Consider the following 14,547-nt stretch of genomic DNA (forward strand, 5'->3'; position numbering starts at 1 on the left):
ATCAGTCGCTGATGGCGAGAATGCGCTCAAGCGGGGTGTCGTACTGGGCGCGATAGAACTGATCCAACAGGCCTTTCTGGCGCCAGGCCTGCGCTTCGTTGTCCAGCGCTTGGACCAAAGCCGGCAAGCCGGGCCGCACGGCAACCGGCTGTGGCATGGCCGCGGCTGCCGGGTGCAAGGCACGCATCTGGCGCCGGCTCTGTAACGGAAGGGTTTGATGCACAAAGCGCTCGTCGTCAAACACCACGTCGACCTTGCCTCTTACCAGCAAGGTAAACACGGCCTCGGCATCAAACGCAGTCAACCGTTGCCAACCCCGCTTCAGCACCAGGCGATCAGGGTAGCGATAAAACTGGCCCCACCCCACGCGTTGGCCGTCAAACTGACGCAGATCACGAAAAGACTGGTGCGGAGAATGATAGGGCACAAAGGCACTGAGCACCCAGAACACCATGGGCTCGCGGGTAAACAGCCAGCCTTCCAGTTGCTCGCGATTCGGCGTAAAGGCTAGCGCATCGACAGTACCCAATGCGGCCAACTTGCGACAGGCATGCAGGGACAAAAACTGGTATTGCGGCTGCATGCCGAGCTGGCCGGCTGCACGGCTAATCCATTCGGCACCCATGCCGGCGACGTCGCCATCCGCATCCCGGTACAAAAATGGCGGCCAAGACTCAGCGCACACCTTCAGTTGCCCCGCCAATGCCATGCCTGCCCACAACACGGCCAACAAGCCGTGTTTTCGGTACCGGTTTGCGTTCTCCTGCACGAGCCTCTCCTGTGCCAACATCATGCTGCCTTTGCGGACAGTCTGCATGAAGCGTCGGGGCAGCGGCAAGCTATCAATGACATGACATGGCAAATGCCGGCCAGCTGGCATGAGGTCGCCACAGTCGCACGGGTATCAGTCTTTGCCAGGCCGGAGTGCCAGACGGATCGGCACCCGTTTGTCCAATGCCAATTCAGCCAACGCCGCACCGTAATGCTGCCGGAACAAACGCTGGCGTAAGCCGCTTTGCTCGGCCAATTGCAAGGCATGCTGTAACCGGGCCCGCAATTCAGGCTTGGCTGTGGGCAGATAGAAATAAAAATCTTGCGGATAGACCAGCACCACGCCGGGTGCGGCTACCAGCCCGGCATGGTGCGGCTGCTCCAACCCCACCTCGATACTGCCGCGCGGAAAATAATGCATGCCACGATTGCCATTGGCCACCAGACGATACAAGTCGGCAATCGGCAAGCGCTGCTGAATGGCCGGCAAGCCATTCTGCTGCCAGATGCCGGCATCCGCCCAGCCGTGCCCCATGGCCGCAACCTTGCCACTGCGTTTCAGGTCGGCCAGGGTTCGCAGACGCGCATAACTTGCCGCCTCGCCCGGAGGCACCATCAGGATACGCCAGCCTATCATGCCGTCTGTCAGGCCCTGATCCACACGCAAGAAGCGCTGATCCCTGCTGGCGGTACGCAAGAACCAGTGCACATCCAGCTGCCCTTGCGCCAGCAACAACTCGACGCGTGCATTAGGCATGTCGGGCGCTTCTTTCAAGTGTACTGTCGTTCCGGCTTGTGCCATTGCCGCCACCAGCAGCTGATGAAAATACGCCTGCGTCTGGCTGGCACGCGCCATCACCCGCAACGTCAGCTCTTCTGCTTGTGCCGGCAAGGACAACACCAGCATCCACACTACTCTGCTCCACCGCATCGGCTACCCCCTACTATGTACTAGCAATATAGCGTGCTCAAGCTGAGCGAGGGTGCACATCTGCCACCCATCAACGGCAAAGCCCCCGTACCTTGCAATACGGGGGCTTCGTTCACTATTTCACCGCCTTAGTCTTGCCGCACAAACAGCGAACTGGGGTCAAAACCGACGCGGATGGCACCCCAGTGGCGACCACCGATCATCACTGGCAATGCAATCTCGGACAGGATTTCGCCGGTATCACGCATATAGGTTTGCAACAGGAACGGGTGCTTGTTGCGCGCCGACTTCAGGCCGGTGGGATCGTTGAAAATGCGCTTATCGCGGCTGTTGACCAGGTCCTGCTGCGGGTCGCCGCTGACGGGTTTCGAGTAAAAGCTGTTGTGGGTAGGCGCATAGCCATTATTGTCCACCAGCAGGCAGAAACGGCCGCCTTGTACCTGCTGTACCACGCGGTCGTACACCGCTTGCAGCTGCTTTTCCAGCCGGGTGTCGTAACTGGTGTGGTACTTGGCGGGCGAGGTGCCGGCAATGGGCTGATAGCGCTGGTCGAAGATGTCACAGCCCTGCTGCTGTGCCGCCTCCAGCACGCGGGTCAGTTCATCGCAGGCGTGGCGGGCATGCGCGATGGTTTCATCGAATACCCCTTCGCCCAGAATGAAGCGCGCCACCAGCTCTTGCACCTCTTCGGCTGCACGCGACAGTTTCACCGAATCTTCTTCCGACTGCTTCAGGCTGACCGATACCGTTTCGCTCAGGCCGCTGATCTCGCCCACGTTGGCCGCAATCTGCTGGTTGGAACTGGCAAACTCGTTCATGGTGCTGGCAATCTGCGCCATACGGCTGGCGGTATTCTCGAAGTCGCCCATCATGCGGCCGAAGTGGTGCGAAGAACGATCCACCACCTCGCGGGCCTGCATGGTGTCGCGGGTGATCACCGAGGTTTCGTCCTTGGTGTTCTGCACCAGGCTCAGCATGCCGTCGATATTGCCGCTGATTTCATCGGTCGCCACCTTCACGCGTTCGGCCAGCTTGCGTACTTCATCGGCCACTACGGCAAAGCCACGGCCGGCTTCGCCAGCGCGCGCCGCCTCAATGGCCGCATTCAGCGCCAGCAGGTTGGTCTGCTCGGACACGTCCTTGATCAGGTCGGCAATGGTCTTGATGCTGGCCGAGCGGCTATTGAGCTCGTCCACGGTACCGTTGAAGGTGTTCACCCGCTGGCTGACGCCACCGATCTTGTGCGCCGCGTCCTGCAGCTCGGCGTAGGATGCCCGCGCCACCTCCAGGTTGTGCAGCGTAGTGGCCGAAATTTCCTGGGTATCGGACGACACCTGGATCACGCCCTGGGTGGAGCGCTCGCTGGCACTGCTCACCTGGCCGGCCAGCGCCGCCTGCTGGCTGGCACTGCTCACCGACTGGGTAATGTTCTTGCGGGTACGCGCCGAGTCCATCGCAATGCGCATGGTCATGGTGCGGACATTGCTGATGATCTCGCGCATCTTTTTCAGGAAGTCGTTGTACGACAACGAAAGATCACGGATTTCATCGTAAGTGATGGTGGGAATCTCGCGCGACAGATCACCCTCGCCAGCGCCGATCTCGCGGAAGATATTGATGATCATCTGTAGCGGCCGCACGATGAGGTAACGCAGGTACCACACCATAAACGCAATGAACAGCAGCGAGACCGCCCAGATCGCCAGCGACCAGTAAATGGTGCGATCCAGCAAGGCATGCACTTGGCCCAGCGTCTCGGCGTTGAGGGTTTGCGCCCCCACCAGCGAGCGGATTTCTTCCAGCGACAGGTAAACGTAAGCAATCAACACCAGCTGGAACAGACTGATAAAGAAAAAACTGCACAGCTTTTTGGTAAGGGAATTCCAGAAAGTCTTTTCAATCAGGAAGTAGGTCTTCCAGAACCAGTCCATTGCATGCTCTCCTCTTACGTTTTTATTAGGCACGCGGCGAAGGCGTATCGATACATACTATCTACAAATAACACGGCTGACTATTCAGTAGCTGTTGATAGTAATCAAGCTTTTACTGTCTGCGCCACGTCAGCCAGTATTCGTCTGGCGCAAACACTGGCAAGGATGCCGCTACGGGCTGCTGCTCTTCCAGCATAAAGTAGGGCGCGAGCAGTTGCTGCAAATTGAACAGGCTGCAACCGAACGGCGGGCCTTTGACTTGATCGCGCAAAAAGAAATAACCGGCCAGCACGCCACCACTGGGGATCAGGCTGGCCATGCGCACAGCGTAGCGGCTGGCCAACAGCGGCGGCAAGGCACACAGAAAGGCCCGCTCGTACACCCAGTGCCAAGCCCCGTCGATGGCGGGACCGAAAAAATCGGCTTCCAGGATACGGTCGGCACAAGCAGGGAACGCCTCCCTGGCACGATTGACGGCCAGCGGGCTGAAATCGAAAGCCAGCGCATCTACCCCATGCTGCCGCAACCAGGCGAGTTCGTAGGCGGTGCCACAACCAGGTATCAGTACCTTGGCCGCAGGCACGGCCGATAGCAGCATGCTGGCGTGGTCGGCAAAGCCGGATGGCAGACCGGCGCTATCCCATGGCGTCACGTTGTTCTGATAGCGGCTATCCCAGAAGTCTGCCTTGCTGCTGTCTTGCGCCATTAGATTGCACCCTGATGAAAACAGAGCCCGACCTTAGCACCATGGCTGCTTACAGTACAAACAGCAGCTGCATAAATAGGGCTTCAAACTGATAGAAAGTCGTAAAGATGCTGCGGCCAGGCATCTTGTGCCACATCCAGCAATAAATCGGCACCGCCGCAGCGTAGCGGCACCAGGCGCTGCCCCTGCTGTTGGTATGGCTGCGCCAACCACAGCTCGCGACCATCGCGCAACAAAAAGCGCGCCTGCTCGCCCATAGGGCCGGGCAGGATTTCCAGATGCCCCGGCATGGTACGCACGATGGCCATCCACACCTTGCGCACCGGCAAGCTGGCCCAACACTGCGCCTTCTGCTGCGCGCTCATCTCAGCCCAGAAGCTGATTTCGGCAAAGGTACGGGCGCAGCCCAGGCAGACGTCGTCGCCGATGGCGGTGGAACACACCCCGATGCACGGGGTATCAGGCGGACTGGTTAGCGATGACATGTAACAATAAATTCACGTTTCTTGACGAATAACGCCATATGATTGATAAATAAATTTAACTAATAGTTCACACAACACACAACTCACACCATGCAACGCGACGAAGCACTGATCTACCGCATCCTGAAGATGCTGCGCAGCCGGGCTCCCGCCAGCCTGGAAGAAACCCGCATCCTGCACCATCTGCAACCCGCCGGCCACAGCGAGCACGTACGCGAGCAGCTGGACTACCTGCTGCGTGCCGGCATGCTCAAGCGCATCGTGATCGCCAAAAACCGCCCGGCCTACCAGCTGGACTGGCCCGGCTACGACTACCTCGACGGCGCCTGAGTGCCCGCCTACCGGCAAACAACAAAGCCACCGCACGCGGTGGCTTTGTTGCCTTGACTGAGCGACCGGCAACATAGCAGAAAGCTGCCGTCGCGTCAGCCGCTTACCCCTGCGCAGGCTGGCGGGCCAACCAGGCTTGCACCGACGGGCGCTGCCACTGCCGGCGTGCGTAATCGGCCAGCCTGTCCGGCACCGCGTCACCATTATTGACCAGACGCAGCAGCATCACAGCCAGGTCAGTATCGGCAATGCACCACTCGCCGAACAGGTTGGCCGCGCCATCGGCCAGGCAGGCTTCTGCCACGCGGATCAGCTTGGCGGCCGCGCGCTGGCCAGCCTCGTCCAGCGGCGTGGACACCGGCCGCAGGAACACCACTTCGGTATTGCGCTGCTCGCGCAGCGGCATCAGATCGCTACGCAGCCAGGCCTGGACCTGGCGCGCACGCGCCCGCTGCTGCTCGTCCTGCGGATACACAGCGGCATACGCCGGCGCGGGGTAACGCGCCTCCAGGTACTCGGCAATCGCCGACGACTCCGACAGCCGGAAATCCCCGTCAACCAGCAACGGCACCCTGGCCGTCAGTGAAGCGTTGGCATAGTCGGGCAGCAGGTTGTCACCAGCGTCCAGGTCTACGCCATGGCAGGCAAAGGGCAGCCCCTTCTCGTGCAGCACCACGAATGCCGACATGGCATACGGGCTGAGAAAGCGCTGATCGACGTACAGTTGCAGGGTTTCCATGTAGCCTCCTGGCCAGATAATGGCGTTAGCAAGTCTAATAAAATGGGCTAGTTGAGAGTCTAGGGCCTGTCATATCCGCTGAAAATCGATGATTTCTCGCCATTTCCGTTAGTATCACTTACATGAATAGCCTACCTCCCCTCTCCGCACTGCGCAGCTTCGAGGCCGTCGCCCGCTTGGGTAGCGTCAGCCGTGCTGCCGATGAACTGTGCATCACCCACTCCGCGGTCAGCCAGCAGCTCAAACTGCTGGAAAGCCAGCTGGCGATCTCGCTGTTCAGCAAGGTTGGCCGCAAGCTGCAGCTGAGCGAGGCCGGGCGCACGTACGCGCTAAAAGTGCGGGTGACGCTGGCCGAGCTGGCCGACGCTACCCGCCAGCTGCAGCAACCGCTGGCGCCGCAGCAGTCGCTGGTACTGGCGGTGCTGCCGTCCTTTGCGCAGCAATGGTTGCTGCCACGGCTGCCCGCGTTCCGGCAACGCTTTCCGCATTACAGCGTTACGCTGCACGCCAGCCTGGATATCCAGCCGCTGGCCTACGGCCAGATCGATATGGGCATTCGCATGGGGCGTGGCGGCTGGCAAGGACTGCAGCAGGAAGAATTGCTGCAGGAACAGCTGGTGGTGGTGGCAGCGCCCCACTTTCTGGGTGGGCGGCTGCCGCAGAGCCCGGCGCAGATCGTGGCCAGCCCCATCGTACACACGGTGGAATCATGGCATGGCTGGTGCCAGCTGGCGCAGGTGGCCGAGCCGCCGGCCGGCTCGCTGTGGATCAACGACAGCAATTTGCTGCTGGCTGCCGTGCTGCAAGGCGAAGGCGCCGCGCTGATGCGCTACAGCCTGGTGGCCCGCTACCTGGCGGACGGCCGCCTGCGCCAGCTCAGCCCGCTGAGCGTGCCACACCCGTCGTCGCTCTGGCTGGTCTGGCCGCAGCATCCGCAGCTTAGCCGCAAGCAGGCCGACTTTCGCGACTGGCTGCACCAGGAAATGGCCGCTTACCGGCAAAGCCTGCCCGCCTGGCTGGCCCGCGTTTGAAAAGCAAAAAAGCCACCCGCGAACGGATGGCTTTTTTGTGAATTGGTGTCTTTGGTCGGGGCGAGAAGATTCGAACTTCCGACCCCCTGCACCCCATGCAGGTGCGCTACCAGGCTGCGCTACGCCCCGACTAAAGAGGTGAAAATTATAGTGCCATTATCACTCTTTGCCAAGCGAAATATCGAGCCAATCGATAATCGATTGCAGCTCGGCGCGGACCTGCTGCGCCGTCATCGGCGCCTGCTCGCCACTGGCACCCTGCAAGCGCTGGCGTGCACCTTGCAGCGTGAAACCGTCGTCGTACAGCAGGTCGCGGATGCGACGCACCAGCAGCACTTCGCCGTGCTGGTAGTAGCGGCGGTTACCGCGACGCTTCACATTGCGCAGCTCGGAGAATTCCTGCTCCCAGTAGCGCAGCACGTGCTGCTTGACGCCCGTCAGCTCGCTGACTTCACCGATGGTGAAGTAACGCTTGGCCGGAATTGCCGGCAGCTCAGCCTTGTTTGTCGGCATGATGTTGTTCAACCATTCCCTTGAGTTTCTGACTTGCATGGAAAGTTACCACGCGTCGGGCGGTGATGGGAATCTCTTCGCCGGTTTTGGGGTTACGGCCCGGGCGCTGCGGCTTGTCGCGCAGCTGGAAGTTACCGAAACCGGACAGTTTCACGCTGGTGCCGGTTTCCAGGGTGGCGCGGATCTCTTCGAAGAAAGATTCCACCATGTCCTTGGCTTCGCGTTTGTTCAGGCCCACCTTATCAAACAGCAGGTCAGCCAGTTCGGCTTTGGTCAACGTCATGACAATTCCTCACTACAACATCGTATTACAAGGGCCACCCGCCCTTGCGGGTGGCCGAAGGGGTTGATGATCAGGCGCGCAGCACGGCACCGGCGCCTTGGGCAGCAGCCAGCATGGCGGCCACCGCCTGCTCCACTTCCTCGTCCACCAGGGTGCGGTCGGCGGCTTGCAGAATGATGCGGAACGCCAGGCTCTTCTTGCCCTCGTCCACACCCTTGCCACGGTAAACGTCGAACAGCGCCAGCTCGCGTACCACTTCGCTGGCAGCAGCCTGCATCGCAGCCTGTACCGAGGCGGCTTCGACTGCCTCGTCCACCACCAGTGCCAGGTCGCGGCGTACCGGCTGGAACTTGCTGCCCGCGGCCAATTGCACGCGGCCAACCTGCTCTACCGCCTCAACCGCCAGCTCGAACAGTACCGGTGCGTTGCCCAGGCCGTAAGCCTGTACCCACTGCGGGTGCAACTCGCCCAGCACGCCCACCACCTGGCCATCCAGCAGCACCTCGGCACAACGGCCCGGGTGGAAGGCCGGATGTGCGGCTTTGCGGAAGGACGCCACGCGTGGCGCCAGCAGCGCCTCAACGTCGGCTTTGATGTCGTAGAAGTCGACGCGTTCCGCTTTGCTGCCCCACTGCTCGTCAACACGGCTACCGTGCGCCAGGCCAGCAATCACTTCCGGCTGCTGCACGCTGCCATCGGCTTGCTTGCGGAACACACGGGCGATTTCGAACACGCGCACGCGGCTGTGCTTGCGGTTGAGGTTGGCCGCCAGGGTATCGACCAGACCGCCGATCAGCGTAGAACGCATCACGCTCATCTGGCTGGCAATCGGGTTCAGCAGGCGGATGGCGTCGGCGTTGCCGGCGAAATCACGCTCCCACTTTTCTTCCACAAAGGCGTAGCTGACGATTTCCTGGAAATCGCGGCCGGCCAGCAGGCGGCGCACGTCGCTGCGCACGCGCAGGCCTTCCGGCTGCGGCAGCATGGTCTGTGCGGCCAATGGGGCCTCGGCCGGGATGTTGTCGTAGCCGTAAACGCGGGCGATTTCCTCGATCAGGTCTTCTTCGATGGCGATGTCGAAGCGGAAGCTCGGTGCGCTCACCACGAAGCCGGCGTCATTTTGCTCGAAGGCCAGGCCCAGACGGGTAAAGATGGCCGCAATCTGCTCGGCACTCAGCGCCACGCCCAGCACCTTGGCCACGCGGGCGGTACGCACCGTCACGCTGCCGCGTTGCGGCAGCTGGCCGACGGTTTCGGTCAGCGGGCCGGCTTCGCCGCCGCAGATTTCCAGCACCAGCGCGGTAGCGCGCTCGATGGCCTCTGTCTGCAGGGCAAAATCCACGCCGCGCTCGTAGCGGTAGCTGGAATCGGAGCCGAAGCCCAGGGCACGGGCTTTGCCGGCGATGGCTTCAGGCTGGAAGAAGGCGCTTTCCAGGAAGATGTCGCGGCTGGCGGTGGTCACACCACTGTCCAGGCCGCCCATGATGCCGGCGATGGCCAGCGGCTGCTGGTCGTCGGCAATCACCATCAGGTCCGGCGTCAGCGCCACTTCTTTCTCGTTCAGGCACACCAGCTTCTCGCCGTCGGCGGCCATGCGCACGGTAATGCCACCGTTGATCTTGCTCAGATCAAAGGCGTGCATCGGCTGGCCCTGCTCCAGCAGGATGTAGTTGGTGATGTCGACGATGGCGGAAATGGAGCGCAGGCCGGAACGTTCCAGACGGCGTTTCATCCAGTCCGGGGTGGCTGCGGCGGCGTTGACGTTCTTCACCACGCGGCCAACGTAACGGCCGCACGGCGCGTTATCGGCGATGGTGACGGCCAGCTTGCTGTCGGTTTGCGGCGCCACGGCGGCGATGTCCCAGGCAGCCAGCGGGCTGCCGGTCAGCGCGGCCACTTCGCGGGCAATACCGCGAATCGACAGGCAGTCGGCGCGGTTCGGGGTAATCTTCAGCGTTAACAGGCTGTCGTCCAGGCCCAGGTAGTCGCGGATATTCTGGCCCACCGGCGCGTCAGCCGGCAGCAGCATCAGGCCGTCGACGTCTTCCGGCACGCCAAGCTCCTTGCCGGAACACAGCATGCCGCCGGATTCGACGCCACGCATCTTGGTCGGTTTGATCTTGAAGTCGCCCGGCAGGATGGCGCCCGGCAGCGCGCACGGCACCTTGACGCCTACCGCGACGTTGGGTGCACCGCACACGATCTGCACCAGCTCGCCACTGCCAACGTCCACTTTGGTGACGCGCAGGCGGTCTGCGTTTTCGTGCTTGACGCATTCTTTCACTTCGGCGATTACCACACCGCTGAAAGCGGGGGCAGCCGGGGTCACTTCTTCCACTTCCAGGCCTGCCATGGTCAGCAGGTAGGACAGCTCGTCTGTGCTCAGCGACGGATTAACGCGGCTGCGCAGCCATTGTTCGGAAAATTGCATGATGAGTCTCCGTCGCGATCAGTTGAATTGTTTCAGGAAGGTCAGATCGTTCTCGAAGAACAGGCGCAGGTCGTTGACGCCGTAACGCAGCATGGCGAAGCGGTCCAGACCGATACCGAAGGCGAAGCCGATGTATTTTTCCGGATCGATGCCGACGTTGCGCAGCACGTTCGGGTGCACCATGCCGCTACCGCCTACTTCCAGCCAGCGGCCACGGTCGTCCAGCACGTCGATTTCGGCCGAGGTTTCGGTGAACGGGAAGAACGACGGACGGAAGCGCACTTGCAGGTCGTCACGCTCGAAGAAGCGGCGCAGGAAGTCGGTCAGCGTGGCCTTGAGGTCGGCAAAGCTGACGTTTTCGTCGATCCACAGGCCTTCCATCTGGTGGAACATCGGCGAGTGGGTCGCGTCGGAATCCACACGGTACACGCGGCCCGGCGCCACGATCTTGATCGGCGGCTTGTTGTCCAGCATGTAACGCACCTGGATCGGGCTGGTATGGGTACGCAGCACGTCGCCGCCTTCTACGTAGAAGGTGTCCTGCATGGCGCGGGCGGGGTGGTTTTCCGGGATATTCAGCGCCTGGAAGTTGTGGAAATCGGTTTCGATTTCCGGACCGTCGGCCACTTCAAAGCCCATGCTGGCGAACAAGCCGGTAATGCGCTCCAGCGTCAGGGTCACCGGGTGCAGGCCGGCGGGCTTGCTGCCACGGCCCGGCAGGGTGACATCCAGCGACTCGGCTGCTAGCTGTGCGGCCAACTTGGCAGCATTGAAAGCGTCGCGCACTTCGTTGTGACGGGTCTCGAACGCCTGCTTGGCGGCGTTGATGGTAGCACCGGCGCTCTTGCGCTCGTCGGGCGACAGTTTGCCCAGCTGTTTCAGAAGCTCGGTCAGCGCGCCACTCTTACCAAGGTAGCGGGCCTTGACCTGTTCCAGTTCAACGAGGTCGGCAACCGTATCGAGGGCTGCCAGGCCTTCCTTGAGAATCACGTCAACATTGCTCATGGGTCGCACCAGTATGCGGAAGAAAACTCACCGGAACGCGGTCGCTCGGGTGAATGCTCTCGTGGGCCAAATCGAAAAAAAAGGGAGGCATAAGCCTCCCTTTTTAGTGTCCTGCGATTAAGCGAGGGCGGCTTTCGCTTTCTCAACGATCAGCGCAAATGCCGGCTTGTCGAATACGGCCAGGTCAGCCAGTACCTTACGGTCGATTTCGATCAGCGCTTTCTTCAGGCCGTTCATGAATTTGCTGTACGGCAGGCCGTTTTCACGAGCTGCAGCGTTGATACGAGCAATCCACAGTTGACGGAACTGACGCTTCTTCTGACGACGGTCGCGGTAGGCGTACTGACCGGCTTTCATCACCGCCTGTTTGGCGATGCGGTAGACGTTCTTGCGACGGCCGCGGTAGCCTTTCGCCAGGGCGAGGATTTTCTTGTGACGAGCACGTGCGGTTACACCGCGTTTTACGCGTGGCATTCTTCAGGTCTCCTTAAGCGTAAGGCATCATGGCGCGAACAGAGGCCATGTTGGTAGCGTGAACCATGGTGGTACCACGCAGTTGACGTTTGCTCTTGGTGGTTTTCTTGGTCAGGATGTGACGTTTGAAAGCCATGGAGCGCTTAACGCCGCCATTGCCCAGCACTTTGAGACGCTTTTTCGCGCTCGATTTGGTTTTCATCTTCGGCATGGAAATCTCCTGCTGAATTTCGTTAGATTAGACACAGGGTGGCCAACAGGCACTTGAAACCACTGCGTCACGCTTTTGTTGCAAGCCGTTGCCGGCCTACAAAATCAACACGGCAGGCGAACCTGCCGTGTCGAAGTCGATGATTATAACCGATTATTTCTTTTTCGGGGCAATCATCATCACCATCTGGCGACCTTCCAGTTTCGGGAACTGTTCGACAGTCCCTACTTCTGCCAGATCGGCCTCGACGCGCTTGAGCAGCGCCAGACCGATATCCTGGTGCGCCATTTCACGACCGCGGAAACGCAGCGTGATCTTGGCCTTATCGCCTTCAGTCAGGAAGCGGATCAGGTTACGCAGCTTGACGTTGTAGTCGCCATCGTCGGTACCAGGACGGAATTTGATTTCCTTCACCTGGATCTGTTTCTGCTTCAGCTTGGCTTCGTGCTTCTTCTTGGACTGTTGGTACTTGAACTTGCCGTAGTCCATCAGTTTGCACACAGGCGGCTGGGCTGTCGGGGAAATTTCCACCAGATCAACTTCGCGCTCTTCGGCCATGGCCAGTGCTTCACGCACGGTCACGATACCAAGTTGTTCGCCTTCTTCACCGACCAAGCGGATTTCACGGCCGGTGATTTCACCGTTGATCCGTGGTTCACGTTCCTGAGCTATAGCAATTACTCCTAAAGAAATTCATCGTATCCGTGCATTAAGCCTGCGCCAGCGCGGCATCCAGGTGCTGGATGAACGCGTCGAGCGGCATTTGCCCTAGGTCTTCACCCCGGGCGCGCACGGCAACCAGCCCGCCTTCCATCTCTTTGTCGCCAATGACGATCTGGTACGGAAGCTTCTGCAGGCTGTGCTCGCGGATTTTATAGCCGATCTTTTCGTTTCTCAAGTCAAGATCAACGCGGTAGCCGTGTTCGCGCAACTTCTTGGCCACACTGTCGGCATATTCGGCCTGCGAGCTGGTGATGTTCATCACCACCATCTGCACCGGCGCCAGCCACAACGGGAAGGCCCCGGCGTGGTTCTCGATCAGGATGCCGATAAAGCGCTCCAGCGAGCCCAGCACCGCGCGGTGCAGCATTACCGGGCGCTTGCGGCTGTTGTCGTCGGCCACGTACTCGGCGTCCAGACGCTCCGGCAGCACGTAATCCAGCTGCAGGGTACCACACTGCCAGGAGCGACCCAGCGCGTCCTTGATGTGGTACTCGATCTTCGGGCCATAGAACGCGCCCTCGCCCGGCAGCTCTTCCCACTCGATGCCGCAGGCACGCAGCGCTTCACGCAGGCCTTCTTCGGCACGGTTCCAGGTTTCCAGCGTACCGGCGTATTTTTCCGGGCGCAGCGAGAGCTTGACCGACACATTGTCGAAACCGAAGCGCTTGTACACCGCCATGGTCAGCTCGTTGAAGGCCTTGGCTTCCGCAATGATCTGGTCTTCGGTACAGAAAATGTGGGCATCGTCTTGTACAAAGCCGCGCACGCGCATGATGCCGTGCAGCGCGCCGGACGGCTCGTTACGGTGACAGGCACCGAACTCGGCCAGGCGCATCGGCAGGTCGCGATAGGAACGCAGGCCGCTGTTGAATACTTGCACGTGGCCCGGGCAGTTCATCGGTTTCACTGCGTAGTCGCGCTTTTCCGACTCGGTAGTGAACATGCCTTCACGGTAGTTTTCCCAGTGGCCGGACTTTTCCCACATGATGCGGTCCATCACCATCGGGGTACGGATTTCCTGGTAACCGGCGGCGGCCAGGGTCTTGCGCATGTATTGCTCGATGCTCTGCCACAGCGCCCAGCCTTTCGGGTGCCAGAACACCATGCCCGGCGCTTCGTCTTGCAGGTGGAACAGGTCCAGCTGTTTGCCCAGCTTGCGGTGGTCGCGCTTTTCGGCTTCTTCCAGCATGTGCAGGTACTGTTCCAGATCTTCTTTCTTGGTCCAGGCAGTACCGTAGATACGCTGCAGCATCTCGTTGTTGCTGTCGCCACGCCAGTAAGCACCGGCCACTTTCATCAGCTTGAACACTTTCAGCTTGCCGGTGGACGGCACGTGCGGGCCGCGGCACAGGTCGGTAAAGTCGCCTTCACGGTACAGGCTCAGCACCTGATCGGCCGGGATCGACTCGATGATTTCCGCCTTGTACGCCTCGCCGATGCCCTTGAAGTAGGCCACCGCCTCGTCACGCGACAGCTCGTAACGCTCGACCGGAATATCCTTCTTGGCCAGCTCGGCCATCTTTTTCTCGATAGCGACCAGGTCTTCCGGCGTAAACGGGCGCTTGTAGGCGAAGTCGTAGTAGAAGCCGTTTTCGATTTCCGGGCCGATGGTGACCTGGGCTTCCGGGAACAGCTCTTTCACCGCGTAAGCCAGCAAGTGGGCGGTGGAGTGACGGATGATGGACAGGCCGTCAGCGTCTTTATCGGTGATGATGGCCAGGTCGGCGTTGGCCGCAATCTGGTAGGAGGTATCGACCAGTTGGCCGTCCACACGGCCAGCCAGCGCTGCACGCGCAAGACCGGTGCCGATGGACGCAGCCACTTCGTGCACCGTTACCGGCTTGTCGAAGGAACGGATGGAACCGTCGGGCAGGCGAATGTCAGGCATAGCAACTCCAGCTTTCTAAGCAATGAGGTGGACGGACGTCAAAAAATCAGACCAAAAAAAAAGTGCGGCTCGAGCCGCACTTTTCTGTTTGCAAG

16 protein-coding genes and 1 tRNA gene are annotated in these 14,547 nt (G+C 60.6%); 2 read left to right on the top strand and 15 right to left on the bottom strand.

The features are described from left to right. Position 1 precedes the first annotated feature (1 nt). The 5 genes from FLQ03_RS02850 to FLQ03_RS02870 all read right to left on the bottom strand — a co-directional run bounded on the left by FLQ03_RS02850 (position 2) and on the right by FLQ03_RS02870 (position 4,824). The gene (locus FLQ03_RS02850) at positions 2–769 is read right to left on the bottom strand and encodes a substrate-binding periplasmic protein (RefSeq protein ID WP_170252290.1); all 768 of its coding nucleotides are present in this window, start codon (positions 767–769) and stop codon (positions 2–4) included. 135 nt (positions 770–904) lie between these two features. After that, positions 905–1,468, bottom strand: a complete 564-nt coding sequence (locus tag FLQ03_RS02855; protein WP_144371884.1) for a hypothetical protein — start codon at positions 1,466–1,468, stop codon at positions 905–907. Between the two features lie 362 nt (positions 1,469–1,830). Next, complete coding sequence (locus FLQ03_RS02860) at positions 1,831–3,633, bottom strand: methyl-accepting chemotaxis protein (protein WP_144371885.1); 1,803 nt, start codon at positions 3,631–3,633, stop codon at positions 1,831–1,833. 112 nt (positions 3,634–3,745) lie between these two features. Continuing rightward, positions 3,746–4,339: a class I SAM-dependent methyltransferase gene (locus FLQ03_RS02865; RefSeq protein WP_144371886.1), complete on the bottom strand. Its 594-nt coding sequence runs from the start codon at positions 4,337–4,339 to the stop codon at positions 3,746–3,748. Between the two features lie 83 nt (positions 4,340–4,422). After that, positions 4,423–4,824, bottom strand: coding sequence for a DUF1289 domain-containing protein (locus tag FLQ03_RS02870; RefSeq protein ID WP_144371887.1), 402 nt, complete (start codon positions 4,822–4,824; stop codon positions 4,423–4,425). A gap of 90 nt (positions 4,825–4,914) precedes the next feature. Here FLQ03_RS02870 and FLQ03_RS02875 point away from each other — a divergent pair, with 90 nt between their 5' ends. After that, positions 4,915–5,154, top strand: coding sequence for a hypothetical protein (locus FLQ03_RS02875; protein ID WP_144371888.1), 240 nt, complete (start codon positions 4,915–4,917; stop codon positions 5,152–5,154). Between the two features lie 103 nt (positions 5,155–5,257). On the opposite strand, the gene yfcF is transcribed toward FLQ03_RS02875, so the two are convergent. Beyond that, complete coding sequence (gene yfcF / locus FLQ03_RS02880) at positions 5,258–5,893, bottom strand: glutathione transferase (protein WP_144371889.1); 636 nt, start codon at positions 5,891–5,893, stop codon at positions 5,258–5,260. A gap of 122 nt (positions 5,894–6,015) precedes the next feature. Here yfcF and FLQ03_RS02885 point away from each other — a divergent pair, with 122 nt between their 5' ends. Continuing rightward, entirely contained in the window at positions 6,016–6,924 is a 909-nt protein-coding gene (locus FLQ03_RS02885) for a LysR substrate-binding domain-containing protein (protein ID WP_144371890.1), read from the top strand. Positions 6,925–6,976: 52 nt separating this feature from the next. Here the strand turns inward: FLQ03_RS02885 and FLQ03_RS02890 are convergent. From FLQ03_RS02890 to thrS, 9 genes are all read right to left on the bottom strand, one after another. After that, positions 6,977–7,053 (bottom strand) — tRNA-Pro (locus FLQ03_RS02890). Between the two features lie 30 nt (positions 7,054–7,083). Continuing rightward, a complete protein-coding gene (locus FLQ03_RS02895) occupies positions 7,084–7,437 on the bottom strand; it encodes a MerR family transcriptional regulator (protein WP_144371891.1) in 354 nt (117 codons plus the stop codon). Further along, complete coding sequence (locus tag FLQ03_RS02900) at positions 7,418–7,720, bottom strand: integration host factor subunit alpha (RefSeq protein ID WP_017507008.1); 303 nt, start codon at positions 7,718–7,720, stop codon at positions 7,418–7,420. Before FLQ03_RS02900 ends, FLQ03_RS02895 begins: the two co-directional genes overlap by 20 nt. 70 nt (positions 7,721–7,790) lie before the next feature. Next, positions 7,791–10,151, bottom strand: coding sequence for a phenylalanine--tRNA ligase subunit beta (gene pheT / locus FLQ03_RS02905; protein ID WP_144371892.1), 2,361 nt, complete (start codon positions 10,149–10,151; stop codon positions 7,791–7,793). Between the two features lie 18 nt (positions 10,152–10,169). Beyond that, entirely contained in the window at positions 10,170–11,156 is a 987-nt protein-coding gene (gene pheS / locus FLQ03_RS02910; protein ID WP_144371893.1) for a phenylalanine--tRNA ligase subunit alpha, read from the bottom strand. A 117-nt stretch (positions 11,157–11,273) separates the two neighbouring features. Next, positions 11,274–11,630 (bottom strand): 50S ribosomal protein L20, encoded by a 357-nt coding sequence (gene rplT / locus FLQ03_RS02915; protein ID WP_017507005.1) that lies wholly within the window; start codon positions 11,628–11,630, stop codon positions 11,274–11,276. 13 nt (positions 11,631–11,643) lie between these two features. Then, positions 11,644–11,841 carry a 50S ribosomal protein L35 gene (gene rpmI, locus FLQ03_RS02920; protein WP_017507004.1) on the bottom strand — a complete coding sequence of 66 codons (198 nt, stop codon included), beginning with the start codon at positions 11,839–11,841 and terminating at the stop codon, positions 11,644–11,646. Between the two features lie 153 nt (positions 11,842–11,994). Then, positions 11,995–12,534: a translation initiation factor IF-3 gene (gene infC, locus FLQ03_RS02925; protein ID WP_472209295.1), complete on the bottom strand. Its 540-nt coding sequence runs from the start codon at positions 12,532–12,534 to the stop codon at positions 11,995–11,997. Positions 12,535–12,550: 16 nt separating this feature from the next. Further along, entirely contained in the window at positions 12,551–14,452 is a 1,902-nt protein-coding gene (gene thrS, locus FLQ03_RS02930) for a threonine--tRNA ligase (protein ID WP_144371895.1), read from the bottom strand. Positions 14,453–14,547: the final 95 nt, after the last annotated feature.

This window comes from Vogesella urethralis (genome assembly GCF_007644045.2).
GTDB lineage: Bacteria > Pseudomonadota > Gammaproteobacteria > Burkholderiales > Chromobacteriaceae > Vogesella > Vogesella urethralis.